Genomic DNA, 25,779 nt, shown 5'->3' with positions numbered 1-25,779 from the left:
CTGGACCTAGGGCTGGCATACTTGGTAATATTTTCGAAAAAATGAAAAGTGATCAGTTTTATGCCGAATGGTGGCCATCGGGTCGAAGCGGGAGGGGCAGGTTGCTTCCAAACGAAAACACGTTTTACATCTATCTAAAAATAAGTGCCACCTTAACGGGTCGTCCGGCCCTTGTCTTCTGCAGGTCAAGCGATCTTGAATGGGAAGATCAGGATATGGGTTATATCACATCGTTTGAAAAGGCATTTTTTGATAAAGGTGTTTGGTGCAATTTCGAGGCCATCGATCTTTTTAAAGAGCGCAATCCCATAAGCATCGAATTGGATGAGGAAGAAGTGCTGACACTTGCGCCGATCTTTGATAAAATATGCGGTAGCATGGAATCCAACTATCTCTACAAGTCCGACCTGGTGCGGACTTACGTTTTCCAGATCATCCATATTGCGATCAAAATTCACCTGCAAAGGACAAATATCGTCAGATCACCTGTACGCTACGTACGCCTGACTACCTGCGGCATAGACATGTTCGTCAGGATCAGGCTCCGCCATAAAAAATAATAGTTCCATACAATTAATCTTAGCAATTATGTTTAATCACAATTTTTTAATTTCTAGCGCGCGTCATTCAATAGGAGCAGCTTTCGGCTATATCCAGGCGCTAACAGTAATCACGTGTATTGCAATGCTGCCCCTCGCCGGTAAGGCGCAGAGCCAGGATAGTCTTGCCAAAAAAGTCGCTGAATATGAAGCGGATAAGTTTGCCGAACGCAGACCGTTTAGCATAGACTACAAACAATACGGCAATTACAACTCCTCGTCTACCCTAAGAGGACAGGATCTTCCGGATGGCGAGTTTACCAAATGGTCACAACTGAGTGCTAGTGCCAATATTAATCTTTTGCAAAACCGCCGATGGTTGGTACAGGCCAATGGTTTTTACCGATATGTCTCTGCTGAGTACAACTTCCCGACATCCACAACGGCTACATCACAAACGGTCAGCAGAGATCTTCATTATCATACAGAGGGGCTGAACGTTGTCTATTTCTCGAAACTCTTTGGAAAGACCGTCATCTATAGCGGCAGTGTCAATGTTGATTGGAGTGAACGTTCGCTGGAAAGGGTTCGCGGGCTGTTTACCGGCGCTATTGTTCTGAAAGCGAACAATAGAACGAAGATCAATGTCGGAATTTTATACACTACCGATCCTGGTACATTTATCCGTGTGATTCCAACATTCCTTTTAGAGCATAAGTTCAATGAGCGCCTGATGGCAGATGTTTTTCTGCCACGGTATGCCTACCTGCGAAAAAAAGTGTTTAGCAATGGCAGGCTTTCCGCAGGTTGGGAACTCGACCCGCAAACCACTTTCTTTCTGAACGATCTTGACGAAAACGGCACAACCTATCAGTATCGCCAGGTTGACGTGAACACGGGACTGCTTTATGAGCACATTTTACCGGGAAGCATCACCCTTTCGTTGCGGGCCGGTGTCCGTATAAATCCATACGCACGCACGTTTGAAAAAGACCGTTCGTTCACGGATTACACTTGGGAAGGCAGAGCTGACGCGGCGCCTTACGCCAACATCGGATTTTCTTTTAACCCCTTTTCGAAGCGAAAGAAGTAAGTTTTTAGACAATTTCGTTCCCGCTGAAATTACGCTATCAAGCAAATGGTGTTTTTACTACAACCTCGCGACTTTTGGATACATCTGCTCAACGATATTGGCTGAACTTTGCATCAACAACAGTGAGAAAATATGGACTTAAAGAATAGCACCATCCTGATCACAGGAGGAACCAGCGGTATAGGTTTGGAACTTGTCAGGCAACTTACCCGGCAGGGATCAACCATCATCGTTACAGGTCGTAAACAAGAAGCTTTAAATGATACCAAAAGGCGTTTCCCAAAAATACACGTCTTTCAGAGCGATGTAAGCGATCCGCTGGATATTGAGCGCCTTTACGAGGAGGTGACGCAACAATATCCTGATCTGAATATCATAATCAACAATGCAGGTGAAATGCGGTTGCTTGACGTTCAGGATGCCGGCAAAGACTTGGAAAACGTCACCCGTGAGATCGATATTAATCTCACGGGACCGATACGGATGGTTCATCAGTTCTTACCGCACCTGATCAAAAAGCCTGCTGCGGCAATTGTGAACGTCTCTTCTGCCATTGCTTTTATGCCTTATTCTACCGCTCCGGTTTATAGCGCTTCAAAAGCCGGAATTCATGCGTACACGCAAGCCCTACGCCTTCAATTGAACAAAACCAGTGTCAAGGTATTCGAACTGGTTCCTCCGGGGGTGAATACTAATCTTCAGCATGATTGGGTGTTGCCACCGAACCCAAGCCAAATGATGGATGTGGATAAACTGGTCAGTGTAGCCATCAAAGGACTTCTGAACGATACACCTGAGATCAAGCCATTTCTGGTGAATGTGATAAAATTTCTAAGCAGACTGGTGCCTAACCAACTGATGCAGTTAGGACACAGGGAATTTAAAAAATTTAAAAAACTGAATAATCAACAATAAATAATCAGCTATGAGAAAATCAATTTTAGCCGTGTTCGCACTGCTGTTATCACTAACCTCTTTCGCACAGAAATTACCTGCTGACCGGATCACAGGGGTGTGGCAATGTGATGATTACAAGATCGAGGTATTCAAAGCGGGCAACACCTATTCCGCCAAACTTTTATGGTCGAAAGAGATGTTCGAAGCAGATGGCAAAACATCAAAGAAGGACGTTAAAAATCCGAATGAAAAACTCCGGAGCAGGTCTGTGCAAGGTTTGACGCATATCACCGGCCTTGTCTATAAGGACGGCGAATACGTGGATGGTACCCTGTATAGCGTACAGGATGGAAACACGTATGGTCTCAAAGGTAAACTGAAAGGCCCTAATGACCTGGAAACCCGGGGTTACAAAGGTGTCCCATTGATGGGCAAATCATTTAAATGGAAAAGAGTTCAGTAAACTATAAAAACAACGCTCATGAAAGATAATAAAGACAGGCTGTCGAGGTTTTGGTTTGTCGCTTCCAATGCCCTTCCCCCTATAGGATTTTTCCTTTATTTCAGACACAGAAAGGCACATCCAAATAAGGCTAGAAAAGCTTTAACAAGTGCAATGATCGGTGTGCCGATAGCGATAATCGGAGGTTACATCATGAACACTTTTGTCCTCAACTAAACTATGATAAGAATCATTATTTCCGCAGCACTGCTGTTCATTTCGGTAACGCTTAGTTTTAAACATGCCTGGGATACCGTATACTACAAAAGCAATCCGGAATCCGTTAAGATGATGGAAAGCTTAGGAATCAGCGAAACGTTCATTCCATATCTTGCTTGTGCAGCCATAGCGGTTGGCGTACTTTTACTCATCCCACGCACTTTTTTTCTGGGCAATATGCTAAATGCGGCCCTGATTGTTATGATTATGGGGCTGGCGCTACGAGCAGGAAATTACCGCATCGCGTTGATAGAAATCCCGTTTTTAGTTATGCCATTAATTATGATATGGCTGAAGTATCCGTTCAAATTTAAGTAAATGTAGTATGACAAACAGGAAACCCTACCGAATCAGTTCCATAACGGAGATACACCGTTTGATGGGACTACCGAAACCCCATCATCCGCTGATCAGCATCGTGGATCTGAAAGGCCTGAAAAATGACACAGGAATAGAGGCGGTCGTTTTCGACTTGTATGTGATATCTATGAAAAGAGGTTGCGACGGTTTACATTACGGGCAACAGAAATACGATTTCGACGAAGGCCTTATGGCCTTTATGGCTCCCGGCCAGATCTTGCGTGGTGAAGCGAACGGTGTGCCGCCTGATCTGGAAGGTTGGATGCTTTTCGTACACCCCGACTTTCTTTGGAACACATCACTTGCTGTCAAGATCAAGCGTTTTGATTACTTTGGCTATAGTACCAGTGAGGCGCTTTTCCTTTCTGATAAGGAGGAAATAGTGATCAATGACCTGGTCAAAAATATTAAAACTGAATATCATTCCAATATGGATAGATTCAGCCAAGATATTATTATCTCCAACCTGGAGACCTTGCTGCAGTACGCCGAGCGTTTTTACCAACGTCAGTTCATCACCCGAAAGATCACTAACCATCACGTCTTAAATCAGGTGGAAGAAATCGTAACAAGCTATTTTAAGAACGAAGTGCTGCTTTCTAAAGGGCTGCCAAGCGTGCAATACTTTGCTGAAGCTTTGAACCTATCGGCTAAGTATTTAAGTAGCCTGTTGAAACAACTGACCGGTCAGACGATGCAACAGATCATCCATGAGAAGCTGATCGAAAAGGCCAAAGAGAAATTATCTACGACGCAGATGTCTGTAAGTGAGATCGCCTACCAACTCGGGTTTGAGCATCCTCAGTCTTTCAATAAATTATTTAAAAGCAAGACTAAGCAAAGCCCATTGGATTTCAGGCAATCCTTCAACTGAAATGCACAGGTAATTCGGGCCAGTATGCAACAGTAAAATTCTGCCTGGACTTGTAACCAAATGACTGTAGCCGGTTCGTCGGAAGCATTAGGTCGGGTCTTTTTCTATACATTAATCACTTCGATAACACTACTTTTCCTAACTGGCCGTAGTATCCAGTGATATTTTCGTTATTCTATTTAGTTGAATGCAAAAGCTGGACTGTCGCAAATCCGAATATTGGATGGTCATCTCTATCTGTTTTATATCGTATTTTGTAAATAAACAAGGCAGTAGCTTCGCATTTATAATCGGCGTCTGTTTTTGTTTGATTAAGTTTTATTTAAATAAATGAATCATGAAAATCTTAGTAATCGGAGGAACCGGCCTTGTGGGCAAAGGAGTAAGTAAAAAATTGGAAAGTATGGGGAATGAGGTAATTGTTGGAGCGCCCTCATCCGGCATCAATATCCTGACGGGGGAAGGACTGGCAAAAGCCTTGATGGGAACTGAAATCGTAATCGATCTTTCTAATTCGCAATCGCCAGATGATCAAATCGCTTTGGATTTTTTTCGTACCGCCGCTGAACATCTAATTAAAGCTGAAAAGCTTGCAGCTATTAAGCACCACCTAGTACTTTCTATTGTCGGAACAGATCGCGCACAACATATAGGGTATCTGCAAGCAAAAAAGTATCAGGAAGATGCCGTAATCGAATCAGGCATACCCTATACTATCATCCGTTCAACACAATTTCATGAACATGTAAGCACCATCATCGCTGTTCAGGGCGAAGGCCGGAACGTCCATGTTTCAACAATTGACTATCAACCGATCGCATTGCAAGATGTTGTAGATTATGTGGTAATGTTCGCTTTGGAACAGCCTAAAAATAAGATCGTTGAAATAGCAGGGCCTGACCGCGGATTGATGAACAACTTCGTGGAAAACTATTTGAAGGTGAAAGGTGAAGATAAAGTTGTGGTAGCTAACGAGGATGACAAATACATGTTCCATAGCATGCCAAAGTCAGGATTGGTTCCTGCCGGCGATTTCTATCCAGGTAAGATAAGGTTCGATGATTGGACAAGAAAGTCATCATAATACATTGAGGACCTTTACAAAATCTATCGGATTATATTATTGAAATCTTTCTGTTTAGGTTGTGACATTCCAGCTTTCAGCGGAAATGAGGCTCCACTTTAAGCATAGAGCTAAGCCTTCCATTAGATTGCCTTAATATAATTGCAGGGATGTTTATCGGGATCGTTTTAGTGCATTTGCGAAAGATTGCATTTCACTCATATTCAGCGAGGCAAAGCCAAACCTTATTCCATTGACGTCATGCTTATATTTATAGATGCTGCCATCGTTCATGTATATGCCTTGGGTAGCAAGCCTTTCTGAGAGTTGGGGTATGGAGTATTCAGGATTAAATAAAGTCCAAACTGCCATACCCCCATTAGGAGTACTGAAATTGGCAATATCTCCCAAAGAAGAATTTAATAGTTCGCAGAACTCATCCCGCCTTCTTTTGTATAGTTTTACAGATCTTCTCAAATGCCTTTGCATTTCGCCGATGCTGAAAAGATGGGCAACAGACTCTTCGAATAATACATCACCACGAATATCTAGAACTTGTTTTAGCTTCGATGCTTGCCATATAAAGTCTTCACTGCCAATTAAATATCCCAGCCTGATAGTTGGAGCCAATGTTTTAGAAATTGAGCCAATGTAAAGAACGTAGCCATCGTGTTCAGCACTGGCTAAAGGTAATATAGGGGCACTTGCGTAGTGAAAATCATAGTCATAATCATCTTCGATTACAGGAAGACGATAGCGGCGAATAATGTCTAAAAGTTTGACTCGCCTTTCGGCACTGAGCGTAACCGTTGTGGGGTGGTGGTGGTGTGGAATGATGTAAAGCAGACTCGGTGTTGATTGCTTGCAGATATTTTCAATTGCATCGACATCAATACCATCCTGATCAACCTTAACTTTTATAAGCTTAGCGCCTAGCTGTTCAAAAAGCCTATCTGCCAAGACGTAATTAAGGTCGCCTACAACAACGGTACTACCAGGCTGGAGTATCATACTGGCCGCGACAGCTATTGCCAATTGTGCACCATGAGTAATCAGCACTTGCTCAGGGATAATATCGAGGGCTCTGGTCTTCGACAAAAAAAGAGCAAGCTCAGTTCTTAACGATATACTACCCTTTGAGCCGTCAGCTAATAACCTATCATGAACATTCGTTTTTCTTGATAAAAATTTGTACCGATCAACGATCAGGTCTACCGGTGCAATTCTGGCATCAGGATAACCATCATTAATCATTAGCTGGTAAGGTTTTAGCTGCTTGGTTATTGGTTTTCGAATAGCCACCTGTCGATAAAAGATCTCTTGGTCCTTTGATTGAAATTTCGCTGAGGTGCCCATGTCGAACGACTTGGGGCTCATTACCGGTAACTGCTGCGCAACGAAATTGCCTTTCCGCTTTATCGCTTCAAGCCAACCCTGAGCCTGCAGTTCTTCATAGGCAGCAACTACCGTTGTACGGTTTAATGTTAACATTGACGCCATATCCCGACTTGCCGGTAATTGATACCCGGGTTTTAGTTTTCCATTCTTTATCAGTTCCACCAAACTATTTGCAACCTGTCTGAAAATAGGTATTGCGGACTGTCTGTCAACAGCGATGAGGGTACTAAAAGGTAATGTTTGAACTGCCATATTTAAAGGTGTGTGCTCGACGCACAAAATAATGGAACATAATTTACGGAAAAATTTTGTTTCTATCTAAAAGTATCATGATTTAAGGCATAATCAACTACATTAGGGGTAATCAAAACCAATAGGTCTGCAGCATGTCTAAATCCAAACAAGTTCGTATAGTCACTAACTGATGTAATCTTTACGTCAATAGATAAAACGTGCGTAATTTTTTTGTGTTTCTACCTTCGAACAATTGAAGCGTAGTAATTACTCATTATATGGCAGTATTTAGTATTGAAGTTCCTTAATGATCTTCTGTGCTATTATTTGCAGGACTCTCTTTTTATTAATTGTTTTCTCTATAGTATTGATATGTAGCGCATGGGCAAGATACCTGGTTTTGTCAGCTTATCATTTTGATATAGGAAAGCATGCGTATTAACGATTTCTTCAAATCTCATGTTTTTAGTAAATTTGTAATATGGAGAAGTTGACTATCAATATACCGGAAAATAAAACTGCTTTAGTAAAGCAGATTCTGAAAGAACTAGGAGTAGTTATTCAGCAGGAAAAAAGAACAGATGTGGCAGAGGCGAAATCGAAGCTGGCAGAGGTGTCCGTATGGTCTGATGACGATTTGAAAATTTTTGAGGAGAGCAAAAAGGCTTTTGATAGTTTAAAACCACAGCAATGGTAGTTGATACAGGAGTTTTTATCGAACACTTGCGGGCAAAAGATAAACTATCAACCACACTGTATAAGATCTCTGCGGATAATGGTCTTTATACCTCGGCTGTTACGCTGTATGAACTCTATATGGGAGCTACTACGAGCGATAAAATAAGAGATGTGGAAGCTATCACGGCATACTTTACTGTACTTCCCTTTACAGATTCGGTAGCACAAAAGGCGGCTCAGTTATATCATGAGTTAAGACTAAAGAATAAGATGATTGAATTTAGAGACATTTTTATCGCTGCTACCTGTTTGGTTCATGAAATGCCGATTGTTACACTGAACAAAAAACATTTCAAGCGCATTGAGAACTTAGAAATCCTCTAATATCTTAGTTCTGCAAAAACTTCTAGAAGAGCATTATTTATCAAGAAACATCGAAATTAAATCTGCATGCTGGTAGGCAGGGAGGAACGTATGGCGTACGAAGTACGCCTCTAAAATCCAATTATTGCAACAATTGCAAATCCTGCAATACATTATTTAATTCCTCCCCGCGTATATCCTTTTGTACAATTTTACCCTTTGGATCAATCAGTACAGTGGTAGGGTAAGAATAAATGTCATAGCCTTCCATGGTTGTGCCGGTTCCCATCTTAAGTGTAGGCCAGGGAAGTTCATGTTTCCTCATCAATTCCTGAAGGCTAGCTCCACGACGCTCATCAACCACAGCAATGAACTCAACCCTGCTTTTATCCACCGTTCCGTACAGCTTTTTCAGATTTGGAAACTCCTCTATGCATGGGCCGCAGGTAGTGCTCCAGAAGTCGATAAAAACCCAGCGGTCCCTGAGGCTATCGGTATTGATCTTTTTGTTATCGATTATATTTGTACCTGCTACCGTTGGGGCGATAAAACCTACTTGATTTCTCACAGATTTCGTATCGATATCTGCGCGGGTTACATCTGCGTATCCGGGCTGCTGTTGACCGATCTGAATGGCGCCTAGGCCTTTCCCTTCCAAACGTATTATCCTGCCGTGACTCAAACTATTTTTGAAAATAAATGAATTACCATTTAATTGGATCAGATCGCCCAATCTGTAACCTTTGTCCCTCTGCATTGGACTGAAATTCGGTTGTTCCGGCACGACATACAATCTAAGCGGATCACCGATTGAACGCCCACAGCATAAGTAATAAGGGATCCCGTTACTGTATATTTTTCGGTAATAAAACTCAGGATACGTTATAGTAAGCATGGGTTTACCCTCACTGTCCTTTTCGTGGCTTGCTAAAATTATATGCACTGTATCTTTAAGAATTTGACCGCTTTCACTGTAATCCACCGGAACGGGAATCGGCGACGCCCCATACGTTAAATGAGCTAAACTCGATAAGCGTTTTATCGCATCATCAGAGAAATCATTATTCCCATTAATATCTGCAATAAAAATGGCTTCACCTTTGTCGTTTAAACCCGTAACAAATTGCAGTATACACCGCAGGGGTTCGCGAGAAAGGAACAGGGTATCCTTTAAATCCCATCCGGCTTTTTTTGCTTCCTGCAGGAAATAAGTTTTAGGCATTTTTCCTGCAATATAATTTTGAAAATAGAATTGAAAATTATCCAATATTAAAAAGGAAGCAGTTGCCTGGCGAATGCTTTCCGGAATACCGGTGACATTAGGGTTACAGGCCTTTATTTCTTCAGGATAATCCATTTGTACCCCTATTGAAAAGGATATGTTGCCATCAGGGCCGCTACCGAGCATTTTCTGCATTCTTATAGAAATGACACTATCCTCAATAGCCGTAAATTTTACAGAATCGTCTTCCTGCGCTGAGACAAGCAGACAGTTTAACAGCAGATGAGAAATAAGTACGGTACTTAACAGACTTATTCGTTGTATCATAAAATAGGAAGTTATAATTGGTATGAAGTTAAGTTATTTTTTAAAAGTTTCAAACGTAATAGCGTAGATACACTTGCCAAATCGTCGATAGGAGGAAATTTATACTTTCCTAAATCTTCTCATTTTTTTAAAATCAAAAATCTTTTTCTGCGCTACTAACGTGATGTTCAAAAATATTTAAAACAAAAATCTATTCTGGTGTTATTCTGGATGTTCTATTGAATTCAATTAGTAGTTTATTAAGTGTTGGAGATTATATTTCTGATATATTGCGATATCTCTTTCGCTTTATCGATTGTCATTAAATGTCCACCATCCGAGATAATAATATCAGGTTTAACGAAACGAATAGGTAGAATGCGATCTGCCTCTCCATGAATATGTGTTAGTCCGACCGGAATGTCTATATTTTTCCAATCAATAATACATTGAATCGCCCATTTAAGAAACATTGCGTCTGTATCTTGCAGTATCATTTTAAGCAATTTTCTCTCGCGGATACTTCTAGCGCCGAACAACCAACTATTAAACAAAGAGGGTTTTTTAAGCCAAGTGAGCGGCGTTAAACGGTGCAGACGAAGCAAACCCGCCCATCTAAAATAAAAAGGAATTTCTCTATAAGTTTTAGCAGATGCGATTAGGATTATTTTTCGCGGATTAACAAATTTAGCCACCTCAATAGCCATGATGCCACCAAAAGATAGACCGATGAAAATCGGATCTTCTTTTAACATATTCGCGGCTAGTCGTTTTGCATAAGGAGTAAGGTCCTCTTTTGAAAGCGGCTCAACCCACTTTATATGATGAATGTTGACCTGATCTAATCCCAAATCCAAATATTGGAAAGCGCGTTCGTCAGCACCCAAACCGCTAAAAAAATAAACCGTATACATTTAAAATATTAAGTCGTCTAATTTAGACTTTATGTTGCTTATTTCTTCTCAAGTGACAAACTTGAAAATTAAAAAATTCCTATTGATAATGCTTACATTCGCAAAGTAAAACTAGATCAACATAAAGCTAACGCAAAAACACAAAAAAACCTATCAGTATCTCTCGATCTATGAAGAAATCCCTGTCAACCACCATCAAAGTACTGTTAATCCCCGTACTTTATGCTATTATACTACGTATATTTTTCGGGGTTGATACTTGGCAAGACCTATTTTCAGTAATGAGCCTGAGCTTTTTATTTTGTTTGCCTTTAATCGTTGGGGTTTTGGTGGTTTATTTCTCGCCTATAGAAAAAGCGGTGAAAAAAGAATATCAGATTTTTACACCTTGGCTCGCTATCTTCCTCTTCTTTGTAATTACCATAGTAGTTAACCTAGAAGGCTGGGCATGTTGGCTCATGGCACTTCCCTTATTTCTGATAGGCGCATCCATTGGAGGACTCATTGGTGGATACCTTAAGAAGAAAAAGCACCGACAAACTTTTAAAATCTCGGTACTTGTCTTATTGCCCTTTTTGTTTTCCCCCATTGAGCAATTATTGAAAGCAATACCCGGAACCTACAGCGCTTATACTTACATTGATATTCAAAGTAAGCCGGAGAGCATCTGGCAAAACGTTACAAGAGTCTCTGAGATAGCAAGAGAACAGGACAAAGGTTGGCTTACACGTACCCTTGGTTTTCCTCGTCCAATAAAGGCAGAACTTAACTACGAAGGAGTAGGTGCTTATCGCGAAGCCATTTTTAGCAAAGGCTTGGTTTTCCATGAGACAGTAACCCATTACGAGCCGCTAAAAAAAATGGAATTTACCATTAAAGCAAATCCCTATGAAATTCCGTCAACAACTCTTGATGAGCACATAACCATAGGAGGAAGGTATTTTGATGTATTAAACGGCACCTATCAACTTAAGGAGTTGTCCGGGCACAATTACCGCTTGCATTTATACAGTCAGTTTACCTTAAGCACCACTTTCAATTTCTATGCAAGTTGGTGGGCATGCTGGATTATGAAGGATATCCAGAGCAATATTTTGCAGATTATTAAGAAAAGAGCTGAAGGTTTGAAATGATAAAAGTGATAACGCCTATTCTTGCCGTCATTGGGTTATTTTGCATATTATATCGCATTTATTTAATTAATAGATATAGATGGGATTATGGTAAAATGATATCCCTATTGAATGCTTTGAGCCGTACTCATAGTCTGAGTTGCTTGCTTCCGATAAAAACCACTAAATTTCAAAAAAGGGTCAATAATCTGTTGATTGTCTTCTGGATCTGTTTCGGGACAGTGATCATTTTAAAGCTAGTTGAAGTAATTTTAGAGAAGAAATGACAAAAAATACGGAACTTAAAGGGAGACTTTTGAATAGATCTGTTCTGGTTGACTCTAGGCGTTTATGAAGGTTTCCAGCTTTGCGTTCATTTGGTGTTTAAGAAAAATAACCGCTATCCCCGCAGTTTATAACCTGGGATAAAAACCGGTTCAACTTTTTCGAGGTTGCTGTGCATGCCGGCGAAACGTCCAGTATGTGCATCTCGTTTAATTCTTTGCCCGAAGAGGAAAGAGAACGTTTCTTGACAGCCTTTTTTCTGTCAGTTTGTTTCGGCGAAGATGCTCTCATATTGTTTGATAATAAATGTTCGTTCGTTTTCCCGATCTTGCGGTAGCACAAATATAACACTATTTTTTCTGTAAGGAACTCGAGCAGTTATTCCCGCCCAAAGAAGATGAATTTTCGCCGAAGGTTGTGGACAAGCTGGCAAGATTAAGCTGTACATTTTGATAATCAGTATAATAATGTTATTTTGATAAACAAATACAAAGGATTAAAGGAAAGAGCGAAGCTATGGGCATAGAAGAACTGATGCTCGACAGGGCAACAAAACAAGGAATACAAAAGGGTGAACAAAAAAGCAAAAGTCAGGTTATTTCAAATCTCTTGGAAAAATTTGGCTTTAGCATAGAACAGGCTGCTGAAGCGGCAGATGTTTCAATTGAATTCGTTTAAAAGGTTCGCGCGCAATTGAACAAAAAGAAAAAACTAGATTAATAGTTTTAAAAATATATACTACAAGCCATGCATTTAGAAATGCATGGCTTTTTTATTTTCAAGGAGAGAAAAGCGTTCGATAGAAAATCAAGTAGGAGTTTAACTTAGATAAATATTATAACGTCGTCTGAAATCCTTTGGGGTGTAGCGCGTAACGCGTTTGAATTGCCGATAAAAATTAGAGAGATTGTTGAAGCCACAGGTATAGCAAATCTCATCAATCTGTAAGGTGTTTTCAGATAACAGTTTACAGGCATGATTAATGCGGACTTCGTTCAAAAAAATCGGCATAGGTTTTTTTTGTCATTATTTTAAAGTACCGACAAAACGAGGTCATCGTCAAATTGCTAACAGAGGCAATTTCTTTCAGCGAAATGTCTTTAGTGAAATTGTTGAGTGTGTAATTATAGATGCTGTTCATTCGCACCATATCTCCCTCTGTAGCTTTCAAGAACGGAAACGTTGTACTGATATTTCGATATTCCTGTGTTTTGGTTAATATCTCCAATATCTCCAATAATAAAATGACTTTCCGTAAGTCTTCTGCCATAACAGCTTGCATCATAAGCTGTTTCAATTGCTCGCGGCTGGTGCCGAAAATCTGCATACCCCGTTTCGCTTTTTCAAATAGCCGCATTAAGGCATTTGTTTCAGGCAGGTTCAAGAATTCATGTCCTAAACAAGAGGATGAAAAATGTATTACAATTGCTTCAACATAATTTTCTGCATATTTTTCAAAATAGTCCTCCTGACAGTGCCAAGTATGGGGCAGGTTTTCTCCCAACAGAAGTAACTCTCCGGCATGAAAACTGCCAACATGATCGCCCACTAAACGCGTACCCTCACCTTTCACCACATAATGTAATTCCAACTCAGGGTGGTAATGCCAAACATTACCAAAATTGGGCTGTACGTCATGTCGAACACTAAATGAGCTCCTCATCTGTATCGGTACTTTGTGAAAATGTGGTTTCATATTGGCTTTTGCTATCAATTAAACAATAAGCTATCTGGGTTAGGATAGACAGCCGCTGCTACACAGATATATAGTTGGTTAAGTATGAATGTCGTTAGTTTTATGTCAACATCCTATAACGACACAAACATATAGAAAGTGGTTTTATTATACAAGCTTTTGGCCTTATTGATCTTTGAGCAATTATTTTAACCAGCTTGCAAATACCATTAGACGGCAATAAGCACAGGTGTCCATTATACATAGGATAAAATTGTACAAAAACTCGGCAATTCAGGGCAAATCGGCACGGCTAAAAAGTTAGCATTTTTGTTCCTGGTAAACCAATTATTATACCTAACAAGCAAAACCAATGAATAAGTTACCAATTGTGGATCTGTGTATTATCGGCCTGTATCTCATCGCAATGATCGGTGTTGGTTTTTGGTTTTCATTTCGGAATCAACGTGCGGATCAATTTACCAAAGCCTCCGGGAACATCCCTTCCTGGGCGATCGGGCTATCCATCTACGCTACCTTTTTAAGTAGCAATACCTTTTTAGGGGTTCCTGGCAAAGCTTTCGGAAGCAATTGGAATGCCTTTGTTTTTAGTTTGTCTATGCCAGTCGCTGCCTTTTTCGCCAGTCGTTTCTTCGTATCCTTTTATCGCCGTTCGGGTGAGGTTTCTGCCTATACCCATTTAGAGAAACGCTTTGGACCATGGGCCAGAACCTATGCTGTCACCTGTTTTCTATTAACCCAGCTGGCCCGTATCGGTTCAGTATTTTTTGGTGTAGCGCTAAGCCTACAAGCGCTTACGGGTTATTCGATGGAACTTATCATGACGGTCACCGGTATATGCATCATTATCTACACCGTATTAGGTGGCATAGAAGCTGTAATATGGACAGAAGTGGTACAAGGTGTCATTAAAACCTTCGGCGCCGTGCTCATCCTTTACTTACTGATCGATCGTATAGATGGAGGCATCGAAACAATCAATTGGGTTGGGCTTAGTGAAAAGAAAATCAGTTTAGGAAGTTTTGATTTTGATTTTAATCACTCCACTTTTTGGGTCATCTTCCTATATGGGGTGTTTATCAATCTGAATAATTTCGGAATGGATCAAAACTATGTGCAGCGTTATCATGCAGCGAAATCACCCAAAGATGCTGCACGATCCATTTGGTTATGTGTTTGGATTTATGTGCCTACTTCTCTGCTGTTTTTCCTAATAGGCACTTCCTTATATGTGTATTATCAAGCCAATCCCGCATTAATCGAGCCTGTAAAATTACAAGCTGCGGCTGAGCGCCTAGGATCAGGGGCTACAGCGACGGAAATCTCCCATCTTGCGGCCACCCTGCAACCTGCGGATTATGGGGATAAGGTCATGCCGCATTTCATGGTGACGCAAATACCCACCGGCCTAATTGGTATCATCATCTCGGCTATCCTATCGGCCGCTATGAGCACGATAAGTTCTGGTATGAATGCCAGTGCTACCGTTTTTGTTGAAGATATCTATAAACGCTATTTCAAAGCCCCTACCAACGAGCGGACAACATTACGTGCCTTACATATTGCCACGGTCGTTGTTGGTCTGTGCGGTATGTCTGCAGGAATCGCGATGATCGGTATATCCAGTGTGCTCGACTTGTGGTGGATACTTTCCGGCATTTTCGCCGGCGGTATGTTAGGCTTGTTTCTGCTGGGTTTGGTTAGCAAATATGCGCACAATGCCGATGCGGCAATTGCAACCGCTGTTGGGATCATCATCATCATCTGGATGACCTTTTCGGAGTACCTGCCACAGGATATGAAATCCTTGAAGAGCCCGCTGGATAAAAATATGATCATTGTGGTGGGCACACTCAGCATTTTTCTGATAGGAAGCCTGCTGTCCCGTTTACGCACATTTTCCCGTAAAAATATATAGGCCTTTAACAATCTATCCATTTATTATATGAACCAGCAAAAGAAAAAATTTGTACCTGTTATGCTCACCCCTTTTTTAGAAAATGGTGCCGTTGATTTTGAGGGATTAACGCAACTCACCGAGTTCTATTTAGAGGCAGGTGCATCTGGGCTTTTTGCCAATTGCCAGTCGAGCGAAATGTACCACCTGCAACCAGAAGAGCGCATTCAGGTTGCCAAACATATTGTCAGAACAGCCAATGGAAGAGTACCTGTAGTAGCTACAGGTAGCTTTGGAGGGACGACTGCCCAACAGGTGGATTTCATTAAGGAACTTCATGACCAGGGTACAGAAGCCATTATCTTGATAAGTGGCATTTTGGCGAATAAAAAGGAAGACGATAACATATTGCGCAAGCGTTTCTATCAATTGCTTGATCGTACGGAGGGAATACTTTTCGGTTTTTATGAATGCCCCGAACCCTACAAGCGTCTCCTACAACCTAATCTCTTGGCAGAGTTTGTGGATACGGGTCGCGTCATTTATCATAAAGATACCTCTTTAGATATACAGCAGGTACGTGAGAAAATAGCAGGCACCCAGCATTGCGCAGCCTTCGGTCTTTATGACGCCTATATGGCGCATGCGGTAGCCTCTTTGCAAAGTGGCGCGGCAGGACTATCGTGCATACAGGGAAATTATTTTCCGGAATTGGTGGTTTGGTTGTGCCAGCATTATGAGCAGAAAGAGAATGAGACGATGGTTAATCGCGTACAGCAGTTCTTCATAAAGCACATGGACCTCATGCATACCAATTATCCTCTTATTGCCAAATTCTATTTGCGTAAACGGGGTCTAGGCATCGGCACTTTTTGCAGAACAGCACATACCGACTTGGATGACCTCGTAAAGAGCGGTTTGGAAGAACTTGAGCGCGAACGGAAACTTTTGTTCGAGCAATTGGACATTCCTGCAGTGCTGGGTTGAACAGTCGCCATAATAAATTAGCAGTAGCGGTGCGGGGAGCACCATCCGATATAACACGTTAAACAACTAATTATTTAACCATGAAAACTATAGTAAAGATAAAGGTCGTTGTAAGCACCGTTCTCTTGCTCATGTGCATCAACGAGGTGCTCGCACAGGTGCGCATTAGCGGTTCCGTCGCCAATGAGCTCAGCGGCGAAATGTTGCCGGGCGCCAGCGTCAAAGTAGTCGGTGCAACTATCGGTGTTTCCACCGATGAGAAAGGCCATTTTTCCCTGCAGGTGCCTAATCTGCAGGTCAGTTTAAGCGTCAGTTACATGGGGTATTTACCCAGAGAAATTAAATTGAATAATCGCAGCGCGTTAAAAATCCTGCTAACACCAGATGCATCGCAGCTTGAGGAGATTGTAGTAGTAGGGTATGGTACAGTCAAAAAGAGCGACATCACGGGTTCGGTAACCGCCTTGAAAAGAGCGGATTTTAATGAGGGACCAATTGCTTCGGCCGATCAGTTGTTTTTTGGTAAAGCACCAGGTGTACAGGTCGTACAAAATAGCGGTGAACCGGGTGGTGGTTTTTCGGTCAATATCCGCGGTGTAGGGTCTATCAATGCCGGCAATAGTCCGCTCTACGTCGTCGATGGCCTTCCACTCGACAATTCGACGGTGGTAAGTGGGGGAGGAGAGAATTTTACCAATTCAAGGGCACCACGAAATCCCTTAAATACCATTAATCCGGCAGACATTGAATCAATCGAAATATTGAAAGACGCTTCAGCTACCGCTATCTACGGGTCGAGGGGGGCAAATGGCGTGGTGATGATCACTACAAAAAAAGGAAAAGCTGGCAGACTTAGCATTACGTATGACGCATATGGGGGCATACAGCAGGTGGCCAATAATATCAAGCTGTTAAATGCTGGTGAGTATCAACAGGTCATGAATGACATTATAGACGCGGGCGGTGGCAGCGAAAATGATCGTGTTGCTACTCTTACAAATGATGGTACCGATTGGCTGGGATCCGTTTTTCGGAAAAATGCACCAACGCATAATCATAACTTATCATTTTCGGGAGGAAATGAAAATACGCAGTTCAACACCTCTTTTAATTATTATGCTCAAGATGGACTGATTATTAATTCGGCATTTAAACGCTACAGTGCTCGGTTGAACTTGGAGCATCGTGTTAAGGAAAATTTTAAACTGGGTGTTAATATCAATACGTCTTATACCAAAGATGATTTCGTGCCCAATGGCTTTGATCTCAATGAGCGTGCAGGCGTCATCTATGCTGCCATAAATTACGATCCAACCTTACCCGTATGGGCAGATAATGGCCGATATTTCCTATCACCCAACATGAATATTGATAATCCACTGGCCATTGCGAATGGTAAGGATGCCTTTTCCAATAGTTACCGTACGTTTGGAACCGCTTATGCTGAATATAATTTTCTAAATGGGTTCAAGGCGAAGATAAATGTAGGAGGGGATATCGTGAGCCAAAGAACCGATACCTATGTCGACCGGAGTACCATCGATGGTTTGGCTGCCGGAGGTATTGGTAGCATCGAACAAGGGAAAAACAGCAATTACTTAGGCGAAGCCACCCTTTCCTATAATCGGTCATTTGCCGAACACCAAATCAACGCCGTCGTCGGCATGACCGGACAAAAATTCATTGACGACAATTTTTTTGCCTCCGCACGTGGCTTCGCTTCTGATGCTACGGGGACCAATAATTTAAACTTAGGTGATCCCTTAACCCGGCAAAATACCAGTAACAAGGCGATCAATAGCTTGCTCTCTTATTTAGCGAGAATAAATTATAGCTATAAAGATAAATATCTGTTTACAACTGCTTTTAGGGCTGATGGTTCCTCCCGTTTTGGGGAGAACAACCGCTTCGGTTATTTTCCCTCTTTTGCTTTAGGGTGGAAAATTAAGGAGGAAGATTTTATGAAATCGATCAATAGCATTAGCTCCTTGAAATTGAGGGCGAGCTGGGGGCGTACAGGAAATCAGGAAATCGGGAACTATCAATCTTTATCCACGCTCAGCAGTGGCTGGACCGCTGTACTGGATGGTGTGCAGGTCATCGGCATTGCACCCAGTCGCATTCCCAATCCGAACTTGAAATGGGAGAGTTCCGAACAGGTAAATATTGGGATTGATTTTGGCCTATTTAAAGACCGCATTAGCGGTACGATCGATTGGTACAAAAAAGACACCAAGGATATGTTGCTCAACCTGCCCGTGCCCCGTTCATCAGGTTTTTCAACCATGATGACGAACGTCGGCAGCGTACAAAATAGCGGACTGGAGCTCGGTATTACCTCCAATAATCTAATTGGAGCATTCCAGTGGACAACCACTGCGATGTTTACAACCCTTCGTAACAAGGTCAAGAGCTTAGGCGGTATACCAAACATCATCACCGGGTCGGCTGGCTCAACCAGTCAGGTGGCTATCATCCAAGAAGGCGAGCCCCTTAACTCCTTTTATGGTTACCAGATTGTCGGTATTTGGCAGGAAAATGATGATTTCTCCTCCACGGTGGATAACGTACAAGCGGGGGACTTCAAGTACCTCGATGTAAACGGCGACAAAACAGTCAATGCCGCTGATCGCGTTATTATCGGCAAATCGTTTCCAGACTTTACCTATTCACTAACTAATAATTTTCAGTACAAGGGATTTGGTTTATATATTTTTATTGAGGGCGTGCAGGGCGTCAGTATGTTAAATAATAACCTGGTAGATACGTATTTTCCACCTAATTTGCGTCGCAACCGACTGGCAGAACCTTTGTTGAATCGGTGGACACCGCAAAACCCCTCTAACGTTTATCCGTCTTTTGTTACACCCAATACACAGGGGCAAAAGGGTGTCAACAATTATACCGTTGAAGATGCATCCTATATACGTTTGAACACCGTGCGTATCAGCTATAACCTACCCATTAAGTCAGGGCCTATCGCCGGGGCTACGGTCTATGTTTCCGGGCAGAACCTGTATACCATTACGGATTATACCGGTTTCGATCCGGCGCTAAATCCCAATGGGGGAGCCAATTTCCGGATGGACTGGAATGCATATCCCGCTCCGCGTACTTACCTTTTTGGTGCAACCTTAAATTTTTAATACCATGAAAAAGCCAATATTTATTGCTAGTTTGCTGTTCATAATAATGGGAAGTCTACAAGGCTGCAAAGATTTTCTGAAAGAAGAAGTCTTTTCGCAACTTGCTCCCGAGAATTTTCTGAATACCAAAGAGGGCCTTGCATCTTTGTTAACGGATACCTATGCTCGAACAGCCAATATGAATTCGAACAATTCGATCTATGTAATTGCACCCCAAGAATGGACCACGGATATCTTGTTCCAATCGGGAGATAATGTTGAGCGAGACGCCCGCAACTATATTGAATTCACTTGGGATCCCACGGTAGATTTTCTCGTTACCAATTGGGACCCACCTTACCAGGCCATTCGAGACGCTAATATCGGGCTAGAGAACATAGCGAATGTGACGAACATGTCCGAAGAAGAAAAGGCCCTATCTACGGCAGAGTTTCGTTTTCTACGAGCCATCAATTACTATAAGTTATACTTCTTTTTTGGGAGCGTACCCTTAAGAACAAGCTCAAAGCAGGAGCTTCAACTGGCCAAGGCGTCCGACGAAGAGATGCGTGGCTTTATTTCCAGTGAGTTGACTGCAGTTGTAAACGATTTACCAAACCCCAGCGATGAGGCTCAATATGGCAGAGCCAATAAGGGGGCGGCGCTGGCCTATTTGGCAAAGTTTTATCTCAATATAAAAGATTGGGAGCAGAGCGCGTCCTATGCGCAGCAAGTTATCGCGTTGAATCATTATCAGCTCTTCGCCAATTACGAAGATTTGTTTAAAGTAGAAAATGAACGCAATCCGGAATATATTTTTGTGAGACCTGCTTTTGCAAGTTCGAATAGAGCGTCTGCAAATTCATGGATGAATGTCTCATTTCCTGATAATTTCCAACAAGATCCTAGAACAGGCCTTGAGTTTGCAAATACATGGTTAAATTGGCCAAATGAATTTCGCATACTTGATGGCTTTTACAACTCCTTTGAAGAAGGTGATAAGCGTCGAAACCTGCTCATCAGCGAATACGTGGATAAATCAGGACAGCTCATCTCTTTATTGAACAACAATAATACCCGATGTTTTAAATATTGGCCCGATCCCAACGCGCAGGGAGCGTCACATGGTAATGATATTCCAGACATCCGCTATGCCGACATTCTGCTGTGCCGGGCAGAGGCGCTCAATGAGCTGACTGGCCCCAATAACGAGAGTATCTCACTGATCAACCAAGTACGTGCCCGTGCAGGTCTTGCGGCATTGAACCAAGGTAATTTTGATCAACAAAGCCTGCGCGAGCAGATCTTGCGTGAAAGAGGGTGGGAGTTCTATGCCGAAGGTCATCGCAGGATGGACTTGATTCGTATGGGGCAGTTTATTTCCGGGGCACAGGCCAGAGGAAAAAGCAATGCCAAGGATTTTCATGTGCACTTTCCCATCCCTCAGGTGGTCATGGATTCCGATCCCAAATTAGTTCAGAACGAAGGTTATTAAATACGAAAAAGATGAAGATATATTTGTTAACAATAGGGTTGAGTGCAGCGATCTTAATAAACGCAATGGCCCAAGTGAAAATGGATCAAGTTCCTGGTGTGGTTGTAACGCATAATCCCGCATCGAGCGGACAATACATAGGCTCGCCTAGTTTAGCAGTTTTACCGAATGGCGATTACGTTGCCTCTCACGATTTTTTGGCCCAAATAGTTCAGAATTTGTGCAGGCAATCACGCGTGTCTTTCGCTCATCAGATAAGGGCAAAAGTTGGAAGCAAGTCAGTGAAATCAGCGGCGCCTTCTGGTCAAGTCTCTTTGTCAACCGTGGGGCGCTCTATCTTTTAGGACCCGATCGCCATCATGGAACCGCCCTGATCCGTCGCTCCAACGATGGGGGAGAAACCTGGACCCAGCCTACCGGAAAAGAAAATGGTTTACTATTGGCTGGCCAGTATCATTGTGCTCCTATGCCCGTTATGGAATATAAAGGACGACTTTGGCGGGCTATAGAAACGGCTCATGGACCCATCTTACAATGGGGTAAACGCTATGGCGCGATGATGTTATCTGCACCGGTAGATGCAGATCTACTGAAGGCCAGTAGCTGGACCGCTAGCAATAGCCTATTGTACGACTCTACCTATCTCCATGGCAATTTCGGTGGCTGGTTGGAGGGCAATGCCGTGGCCACTCCCGATGGCAATATAGTGGATATCCTACGCGTAGATGATCACTCTACCCTTGATGAGAAAGCTGCTATCGTGCATATAAGTGCAGATGGGAAGCATGCCAGTTTTGATACGCTTTCAGGTTTTATCAATTTTCCCGGAGGCAGCAAAAAATTTGCTATTCGACGGGATCCAAAAAGCGATTTGTATTGGACCTTGAGTAATGCCATACCTGATAGCGTAAAACAGGCAAACCAAGGGAAAAATCCCGCAACAATCCGTAATACGCTCCAATTATTCAGTTCTCCCGATTTACGTACCTGGACTTTACACAGCACCCTATTATCGCATCCCGACGTTAAGGCGCACGGTTTCCAATATGTAGACTGGCTCTTTGACGGCAACGATCTGATCGTCTTATCCAGAACTGCTTACAACGATGGAGAGGGAGGTGCGCACAATAACCACGATGCCAACTATCTGACATTCCATCGCATTAAAAATTTCAGAAAACAAAAACAATAATCTATGTTAAAGCCATCCTTATACCTTTTTAGTTGGATATTTGGTTTGGTAAGCCAACAGCAAGACGATTTATATATGCACTACAACGAAAAGCAGCTTACTTCTGGCTCATATGGGCACACTATTCACAACGGACAGGTTTTTTCGCCCAATAATGAGTGGATAGTTTATGATACACGGAACGATGATACCCAAATTGGAAGCACTGATCGTATTGAGATGGTCAATATCCACAGTGCTGAGGTGAAGGAACTTTATCGTACCGAAAGGCAGACACCCTTCGGCCCAGGAGTCGGTGCAGCAAGTTTTTCACCCGTCGAGAGCAAAGTCCTATTCATTCACGGTATCCGCAATGCTGATGAAGAGAAACCCTATTCTATTACCAGACGTACAGGGGTTGCCATCCAAACCGATCAGCCCCTAAAGCCAATTTTTATGGATGCGCGTGATATTACTGCACCCTATACCCCCGGTGCCTTACGAGGAGGTACACATGCGCACAGCTGGAGCGGTGATGGAAAAATGATCAGCTTTACATACAATGATGCGGTGTTCGCAGAACAGCAGCCGGGTAAGGCTGGTCAAGATTTAAGAACGGTAGGTGTTATGGTACCTGGAATTGTGTCTGTTGACGAGGATAGAAGTTTGGAAAATAATAGCGGAACCTATTTTTCTGTAATAGCGGCACAGGTGATAACCAATCCCCGGTGGGGGAGTGATGAAGTCGATCGTGCATTCGACGAAACGTGGATAGGCAATAAGGGTTATATCAAAGCCGACGGCTCACGGCAGCACCGAGCAATCGCCTTTCAGGGCAATGTTTATGATGAATCGGGCGTTTCCCTTACCGAAGTATTCGTGATCGATTTACCCGAAGATCTAAAAAAGCCGCGTAGTGGTTATCCATTGGAAGGCACCTCAACAACGCTCCCTAATACTCCATTAGGCGTTGTGCAGCGACGCCTTACTCACGGGGCGCATGTTGGTGGGCCTAGGCATTGGTTGCGGAGCACACCGGATGGAAGTCTGATCTTTTATCTAGCACGAGATAGAAAAGGCCTCGTTCAGCTGTTCAGCGTAGCCACAATAGGAGGAGAAATTAGACAAATAACCGATAATGATTTTTCCATTCAAGGACCTTTTAACGTACATCCGAATGGTAAAGAGCTTGTCTATCCCGCCGACAATAGCTTGTTCATTACCAACATCTTTTCTGGCAATACACAACGCATCACACCTAGATTTTCAGACCAAGAAAAACCTGTCGGTGCACCGGTATATGCACACAATGGAGAACATATTGCATATAACCGCTACGTCGGTTCCGGGCATCATCGGTTTTTGCAGATTTTTCTTTTAACACACGCGCTGCGCAACTGATGGCCCGTGCAATAACTCCGGACGAGAAGACCAAATATAAAATCAAAGTAACCATAGTTGGTTACCGCCTCGTTTTCTTTCCAGAGACGCTCTTAGATCCGACTTTGATCCGTGTCTCATTCCTGTCTCCTTCACTCTATATCCTAGTGATATCCCTATGTGGTACGTGAAAAGACGCAAACACGGCCTTTTAAGCAATACCTATCGGACTCGCATCGGACTAGACTATAGAAGGAATGGAGGTTAGATATATAATAACTTTAGCCTTTGGTGGACTAAAAATCATGTTAAGAAGCGAAGTACGGTTAGCGGGTAGAGCGGCTCAACAGGATTGCGTGTAGGAGCTGAATCTTTAGCGAAGTTCATACAGCCTAGATCTTTTGTTACTTTCAGATGCCATATCTATTAAAATCGTTGTAGAAATCCGCTCGTTATAAATTTGGTTCTGGCAAAAAGCAGAACTACTAAGCAAGCATGCTATGGCCACTATTAGTGCTGTTTTTTTTAGCTTCTATCATTTTAATGTTCTGGTAGTGCTTATTTCAAAATGGACAGTTTGAAGCCCGTTTAGCTCAATTAATTGCTTAAATATAAGACGATCTTTCCCGATTATGAAATCAAAAATGCTTTTTAACGTTCCATGATTAAAAAGATAAATTCAAGTTATGTGAAGATTAACAACAAACAATATTTACTAGTGATCGGAGGATAACAAGAGGGCGAAGCGTAATTGATAAAACTCTTGACAGAAAACCTAATCATGTTTTGTAGCTGTTCAAGCAATATACTGTTTTGTGCTAAAAATGTTAGTAATATTCAGCTGTTTTCAGTATCTTTGCCATAGAACCAAAGCCGAACCTATCAATGGCAAAAAAAGACGATCTGTTATGGAAGGGGATACTGGAAGAGATCTTCGATGACTTCCTTCGTTTCATGCATCCCGAGGCTGATGAGATATACGACCTGAAAAAAGGTATCGCCTTTCTCGATAAGGAACTCGAGCAGTTATTCCCGCCCGAAGAAGATGAATTTTCACCAAAAGTTGTGGACAAGCTGGCAAGAGTAAACACCCGGGAAGGGAAGGAGGAATGGGTACTGATCCATGTGGAAGTACAGGGAAGGTATCAGAAGGATTTTCCCAAAGGATGTTTACTTATTATTACAGGATATTGGACAAATATAACCAACGTATCAGCGCCTATGCCATTTTTACGGACGGATACAAGGTGAAGCGACCCGATAGATACGAAACCGGCTATCAGGGCACCAGCCTAACCTATCGCTTCAATACATACCAGCTGGCTCATTCTAATGAGCAAGAGTTACTGCAGAGTGATAATCCCTTTGCTCTTGCGGTACTGGTTGGCAGGAGCGCTTTTGTTGGCAATAGGGCAGAGGACAGCGAGAAAAGAGATAGCGAGCTGCTGGAATTCAAAGGAACGCTATTGCGAAAGTTGGCGAAGGCACAGCTTAGCAGTAAGAAGATCAGAGCATTAATGAATTTTTTGAAGTATTATGTACATTTTGATAATCAGTATAATAATGTTATTTTTGATAAACAAATACAAACGGTTAAAGGAAGGAGCGAAGCTATGGGCATAGAAGAACTGATGCTCGACAGGGCAACAAAACAAGGAATACAAAAGGGTGAACAAAAAAGCAAAAGTCAGGTTATTTCAAATCTCTTGGAAAAATTTGGCTTTAGCATAGAACAGGCTGCTGAAGCGGCAGATGTTTCAATTGAATTCGTTCAAAAAATTCGCGCCAAACTAGATAATAAGAATAAATAGACTAATCTATTTATCATACATATTTGAGCCATGCACCGAAAAAAAACGTGCATGGCTTTTTTGTTCAATTACAACAGATAAGTCAAACGAGGCTCTCGTGCGATCGCAGAACAGCCTTATGGAATGAGCGTAAAATAATAAGAACTTCCAGCACTCCT

25 protein-coding genes are annotated in these 25,779 nt (G+C 42.3%); 20 read left to right on the top strand and 5 right to left on the bottom strand.

Annotation, left to right across the window (positions count from 1 at the left end; translation table 11 throughout):
- Positions 1-41 precede the first annotated feature (41 nt).
- The 8 genes from QT327_RS02365 (at position 42) to QT327_RS02330 (ending at position 5,568) form a co-directional block, all read left to right on the top strand.
- Positions 42-560 carry a hypothetical protein gene (locus QT327_RS02365; protein ID WP_149105926.1) on the top strand — a complete coding sequence of 173 codons (519 nt, stop codon included), beginning with the start codon at positions 42-44 and terminating at the stop codon, positions 558-560.
- A gap of 28 nt (positions 561-588) precedes the next feature.
- A complete protein-coding gene (locus tag QT327_RS02360) occupies positions 589-1,632 on the top strand; it encodes a DUF6268 family outer membrane beta-barrel protein (RefSeq protein WP_130855172.1) in 1,044 nt (347 codons plus the stop codon).
- A 132-nt stretch (positions 1,633-1,764) separates the two neighbouring features.
- Complete coding sequence (locus QT327_RS02355; protein ID WP_130855173.1) at positions 1,765-2,547, top strand: SDR family oxidoreductase; 783 nt, start codon at positions 1,765-1,767, stop codon at positions 2,545-2,547.
- Between the two features lie 10 nt (positions 2,548-2,557).
- Positions 2,558-2,992 carry a DUF2147 domain-containing protein gene (locus tag QT327_RS02350; RefSeq protein ID WP_289551912.1) on the top strand — a complete coding sequence of 145 codons (435 nt, stop codon included), beginning with the start codon at positions 2,558-2,560 and terminating at the stop codon, positions 2,990-2,992.
- Positions 2,993-3,010: 18 nt separating this feature from the next.
- A complete protein-coding gene (locus QT327_RS02345) occupies positions 3,011-3,208 on the top strand; it encodes a hypothetical protein (protein ID WP_149105923.1) in 198 nt (65 codons plus the stop codon).
- Positions 3,209-3,211: 3 nt separating this feature from the next.
- Positions 3,212-3,568 (top strand): hypothetical protein, encoded by a 357-nt coding sequence (locus QT327_RS02340; protein ID WP_130855175.1) that lies wholly within the window; start codon positions 3,212-3,214, stop codon positions 3,566-3,568.
- A 7-nt stretch (positions 3,569-3,575) separates the two neighbouring features.
- Complete coding sequence (locus tag QT327_RS02335; protein ID WP_289551910.1) at positions 3,576-4,484, top strand: helix-turn-helix domain-containing protein; 909 nt, start codon at positions 3,576-3,578, stop codon at positions 4,482-4,484.
- Between the two features lie 337 nt (positions 4,485-4,821).
- Positions 4,822-5,568: an SDR family oxidoreductase gene (locus QT327_RS02330; RefSeq protein WP_130855177.1), complete on the top strand. Its 747-nt coding sequence runs from the start codon at positions 4,822-4,824 to the stop codon at positions 5,566-5,568.
- Positions 5,569-5,721: 153 nt separating this feature from the next.
- Here QT327_RS02330 and QT327_RS02325 read toward each other — a convergent pair whose 3' ends face one another.
- The gene (locus QT327_RS02325) at positions 5,722-7,197 is read right to left on the bottom strand and encodes an aminotransferase-like domain-containing protein (protein ID WP_289551909.1); all 1,476 of its coding nucleotides are present in this window, start codon (positions 7,195-7,197) and stop codon (positions 5,722-5,724) included.
- A gap of 463 nt (positions 7,198-7,660) precedes the next feature.
- Between QT327_RS02325 and QT327_RS02320 the strand changes: the two genes are divergently transcribed.
- The gene (locus tag QT327_RS02320; RefSeq protein WP_130855179.1) at positions 7,661-7,876 is read left to right on the top strand and encodes a hypothetical protein; all 216 of its coding nucleotides are present in this window, start codon (positions 7,661-7,663) and stop codon (positions 7,874-7,876) included.
- Positions 7,870-8,241 (top strand): type II toxin-antitoxin system VapC family toxin, encoded by a 372-nt coding sequence (locus QT327_RS02315; RefSeq protein ID WP_130855180.1) that lies wholly within the window; start codon positions 7,870-7,872, stop codon positions 8,239-8,241. Before QT327_RS02320 ends, QT327_RS02315 begins: the two co-directional genes overlap by 7 nt.
- Positions 8,242-8,362: 121 nt before the next feature.
- Here the strand turns inward: QT327_RS02315 and QT327_RS02310 are convergent, their stop codons facing one another.
- Both QT327_RS02310 and QT327_RS02305 read right to left on the bottom strand, forming a co-directional pair.
- Complete coding sequence (locus tag QT327_RS02310) at positions 8,363-9,769, bottom strand: TlpA family protein disulfide reductase (RefSeq protein WP_289551907.1); 1,407 nt, start codon at positions 9,767-9,769, stop codon at positions 8,363-8,365.
- Between the two features lie 239 nt (positions 9,770-10,008).
- The gene (locus QT327_RS02305) at positions 10,009-10,662 is read right to left on the bottom strand and encodes an alpha/beta hydrolase (protein WP_289551906.1); all 654 of its coding nucleotides are present in this window, start codon (positions 10,660-10,662) and stop codon (positions 10,009-10,011) included.
- A gap of 170 nt (positions 10,663-10,832) precedes the next feature.
- Here QT327_RS02305 and QT327_RS02300 point away from each other — a divergent pair, with 170 nt between their 5' ends.
- Both QT327_RS02300 and QT327_RS02295 read left to right on the top strand, forming a co-directional pair.
- Complete coding sequence (locus tag QT327_RS02300) at positions 10,833-11,795, top strand: hypothetical protein (protein ID WP_289551904.1); 963 nt, start codon at positions 10,833-10,835, stop codon at positions 11,793-11,795.
- A 780-nt stretch (positions 11,796-12,575) separates the two neighbouring features.
- The gene (locus tag QT327_RS02295; protein ID WP_289551903.1) at positions 12,576-12,737 is read left to right on the top strand and encodes a hypothetical protein; all 162 of its coding nucleotides are present in this window, start codon (positions 12,576-12,578) and stop codon (positions 12,735-12,737) included.
- Positions 12,738-12,878: 141 nt separating this feature from the next.
- Here the strand turns inward: QT327_RS02295 and QT327_RS02290 are convergent, their stop codons facing one another.
- Complete coding sequence (locus QT327_RS02290) at positions 12,879-13,070, bottom strand: helix-turn-helix domain-containing protein (RefSeq protein WP_289551902.1); 192 nt, start codon at positions 13,068-13,070, stop codon at positions 12,879-12,881.
- On the bottom strand, positions 13,039-13,755 hold the full coding sequence (locus QT327_RS02285) for a cupin domain-containing protein (protein WP_289551900.1): 717 nt from the start codon (positions 13,753-13,755) through the stop codon (positions 13,039-13,041). The genes QT327_RS02290 and QT327_RS02285 overlap by 32 nt, the downstream gene beginning before the upstream one ends.
- Before the next feature lie 352 nt (positions 13,756-14,107).
- Between QT327_RS02285 and QT327_RS02280 the strand changes: the two genes are divergently transcribed.
- The 8 genes from QT327_RS02280 (at position 14,108) to QT327_RS02245 (ending at position 25,621) form a co-directional block, all read left to right on the top strand.
- Positions 14,108-15,673 carry a sodium:solute symporter family protein gene (locus tag QT327_RS02280; RefSeq protein ID WP_289551898.1) on the top strand — a complete coding sequence of 522 codons (1,566 nt, stop codon included), beginning with the start codon at positions 14,108-14,110 and terminating at the stop codon, positions 15,671-15,673.
- Positions 15,674-15,700: 27 nt separating this feature from the next.
- Positions 15,701-16,639: a dihydrodipicolinate synthase family protein gene (locus QT327_RS02275; RefSeq protein WP_289551896.1), complete on the top strand. Its 939-nt coding sequence runs from the start codon at positions 15,701-15,703 to the stop codon at positions 16,637-16,639.
- Between the two features lie 80 nt (positions 16,640-16,719).
- On the top strand, positions 16,720-19,785 hold the full coding sequence (locus QT327_RS02270) for a SusC/RagA family TonB-linked outer membrane protein (RefSeq protein ID WP_289551895.1): 3,066 nt from the start codon (positions 16,720-16,722) through the stop codon (positions 19,783-19,785).
- Positions 19,786-19,789: 4 nt separating this feature from the next.
- Positions 19,790-21,259, top strand: a complete 1,470-nt coding sequence (locus QT327_RS02265) for a RagB/SusD family nutrient uptake outer membrane protein (protein ID WP_289551894.1) — start codon at positions 19,790-19,792, stop codon at positions 21,257-21,259.
- Between the two features lie 220 nt (positions 21,260-21,479).
- Positions 21,480-22,451, top strand: a complete 972-nt coding sequence (locus QT327_RS02260; protein WP_289551893.1) for a WD40/YVTN/BNR-like repeat-containing protein — start codon at positions 21,480-21,482, stop codon at positions 22,449-22,451.
- 3 nt (positions 22,452-22,454) lie between these two features.
- Positions 22,455-23,831 carry a DUF3748 domain-containing protein gene (locus tag QT327_RS02255; protein WP_289551892.1) on the top strand — a complete coding sequence of 459 codons (1,377 nt, stop codon included), beginning with the start codon at positions 22,455-22,457 and terminating at the stop codon, positions 23,829-23,831.
- Positions 23,832-24,695: 864 nt separating this feature from the next.
- Positions 24,696-25,061, top strand: coding sequence for a hypothetical protein (locus QT327_RS02250; protein ID WP_289551891.1), 366 nt, complete (start codon positions 24,696-24,698; stop codon positions 25,059-25,061).
- The gene (locus tag QT327_RS02245; protein WP_289551890.1) at positions 25,001-25,621 is read left to right on the top strand and encodes an RpnC/YadD family protein; all 621 of its coding nucleotides are present in this window, start codon (positions 25,001-25,003) and stop codon (positions 25,619-25,621) included. Before QT327_RS02250 ends, QT327_RS02245 begins: the two co-directional genes overlap by 61 nt.
- Positions 25,622-25,779 lie beyond the last annotated feature (158 nt).

The sequence above is a fragment of the Olivibacter sp. 47 genome (genome assembly GCF_030372825.1).
Classification (GTDB): Bacteria; Bacteroidota; Bacteroidia; order Sphingobacteriales; family Sphingobacteriaceae; genus Olivibacter; species Olivibacter oleidegradans.
This window is presented reverse-complemented; position numbering and strand designations above follow the sequence as displayed.

What these genes read in the sequence shown, in the direction of transcription:
- QT327_RS02295 (WP_289551903.1), top strand. Translation starts at nt 12,576, where the DNA reads ATGGGCATAGAAGAACTGATGCTCGACAGGGCAACAAAACAAGGAATA.
- QT327_RS02270 (WP_289551895.1), top strand. Translation starts at nt 16,720, where the DNA reads ATGAAAACTATAGTAAAGATAAAGGTCGTTGTAAGCACCGTTCTCTTG.
- QT327_RS02290 (WP_289551902.1), bottom strand. Translation starts at nt 13,070, where the DNA reads ATGCCGATTTTTTTGAACGAAGTCCGCATTAATCATGCCTGTAAACTG.
- QT327_RS02325 (WP_289551909.1), bottom strand. Translation starts at nt 7,197, where the DNA reads ATGGCAGTTCAAACATTACCTTTTAGTACCCTCATCGCTGTTGACAGA.
- QT327_RS02275 (WP_289551896.1), top strand. Translation starts at nt 15,701, where the DNA reads ATGAACCAGCAAAAGAAAAAATTTGTACCTGTTATGCTCACCCCTTTT.
- QT327_RS02285 (WP_289551900.1), bottom strand. Translation starts at nt 13,755, where the DNA reads ATGAAACCACATTTTCACAAAGTACCGATACAGATGAGGAGCTCATTT.
- QT327_RS02280 (WP_289551898.1), top strand. Translation starts at nt 14,108, where the DNA reads ATGAATAAGTTACCAATTGTGGATCTGTGTATTATCGGCCTGTATCTC.
- QT327_RS02250 (WP_289551891.1), top strand. Translation starts at nt 24,696, where the DNA reads ATGGCAAAAAAAGACGATCTGTTATGGAAGGGGATACTGGAAGAGATC.
- QT327_RS02335 (WP_289551910.1), top strand. Translation starts at nt 3,576, where the DNA reads ATGACAAACAGGAAACCCTACCGAATCAGTTCCATAACGGAGATACAC.
- QT327_RS02300 (WP_289551904.1), top strand. Translation starts at nt 10,833, where the DNA reads ATGAAGAAATCCCTGTCAACCACCATCAAAGTACTGTTAATCCCCGTA.
- QT327_RS02310 (WP_289551907.1), bottom strand. Translation starts at nt 9,769, where the DNA reads ATGATACAACGAATAAGTCTGTTAAGTACCGTACTTATTTCTCATCTG.
- QT327_RS02360 (WP_130855172.1), top strand. Translation starts at nt 589, where the DNA reads ATGTTTAATCACAATTTTTTAATTTCTAGCGCGCGTCATTCAATAGGA.
- QT327_RS02340 (WP_130855175.1), top strand. Translation starts at nt 3,212, where the DNA reads ATGATAAGAATCATTATTTCCGCAGCACTGCTGTTCATTTCGGTAACG.
- QT327_RS02305 (WP_289551906.1), bottom strand. Translation starts at nt 10,662, where the DNA reads ATGTATACGGTTTATTTTTTTAGCGGTTTGGGTGCTGACGAACGCGCT.
- QT327_RS02315 (WP_130855180.1), top strand. Translation starts at nt 7,870, where the DNA reads ATGGTAGTTGATACAGGAGTTTTTATCGAACACTTGCGGGCAAAAGAT.
- QT327_RS02265 (WP_289551894.1), top strand. Translation starts at nt 19,790, where the DNA reads ATGAAAAAGCCAATATTTATTGCTAGTTTGCTGTTCATAATAATGGGA.
- QT327_RS02350 (WP_289551912.1), top strand. Translation starts at nt 2,558, where the DNA reads ATGAGAAAATCAATTTTAGCCGTGTTCGCACTGCTGTTATCACTAACC.
- QT327_RS02365 (WP_149105926.1), top strand. Translation starts at nt 42, where the DNA reads ATGAAAAGTGATCAGTTTTATGCCGAATGGTGGCCATCGGGTCGAAGC.
- QT327_RS02330 (WP_130855177.1), top strand. Translation starts at nt 4,822, where the DNA reads ATGAAAATCTTAGTAATCGGAGGAACCGGCCTTGTGGGCAAAGGAGTA.
- QT327_RS02355 (WP_130855173.1), top strand. Translation starts at nt 1,765, where the DNA reads ATGGACTTAAAGAATAGCACCATCCTGATCACAGGAGGAACCAGCGGT.
- QT327_RS02320 (WP_130855179.1), top strand. Translation starts at nt 7,661, where the DNA reads ATGGAGAAGTTGACTATCAATATACCGGAAAATAAAACTGCTTTAGTA.
- QT327_RS02255 (WP_289551892.1), top strand. Translation starts at nt 22,455, where the DNA reads ATGTTAAAGCCATCCTTATACCTTTTTAGTTGGATATTTGGTTTGGTA.
- QT327_RS02345 (WP_149105923.1), top strand. Translation starts at nt 3,011, where the DNA reads ATGAAAGATAATAAAGACAGGCTGTCGAGGTTTTGGTTTGTCGCTTCC.